Consider the following 427-nt stretch of genomic DNA (forward strand, 5'->3'; position numbering starts at 1 on the left):
GACGAGCAGCTTGGCTTCGCGCAACATAGATTGCTCGTTCAGGACAAAGCGCGGCTTGTGGATGTCGGATAGCCGCAGTTCGAGCGAGCGCAGCTGCAACTCGGCGAACAGGCGCTCGGCCGCAGCCAGGGACACGAGCTTCGCCTTGAGATCGGCAATCTCCTCCTTGACCTTCTCGATCTCGGCGGGCGTCGCCTCGGAGACGCGGTAGATCAGGGAGTGGATGGTCGAGGCCGGCGTGCCTTTGCGCGTCATCACCAGCGCCGCCTTGCCGGTGAAGGCGGCGTAGAGCACGCCGTCACTCGCACCCGTTTCGAGGCCAAGCTCGGCAATGGCGTGCCGGGTGATGGTGGTCTTGCCGGTGCCGGCATAGCCGAACACCCGGAACACCTGCTGCGCAGCGGTGCGGTTCGTCCACCAGTCCTTG

1 protein-coding gene is annotated in these 427 nt (G+C 65.1%); it reads right to left on the minus strand.

Going from position 1 to position 427, the window contains the following annotated elements:
- On the minus strand, positions 1–427 hold a 427-nt coding region (locus BGN91_RS06140; protein WP_292611459.1), incomplete at both ends, for an AAA family ATPase.

The organism is Nitrobacter sp. 62-13, from assembly GCF_001896955.1.
In the GTDB taxonomy this organism is placed as follows: Bacteria; Pseudomonadota; Alphaproteobacteria; order Rhizobiales; family Xanthobacteraceae; genus Nitrobacter.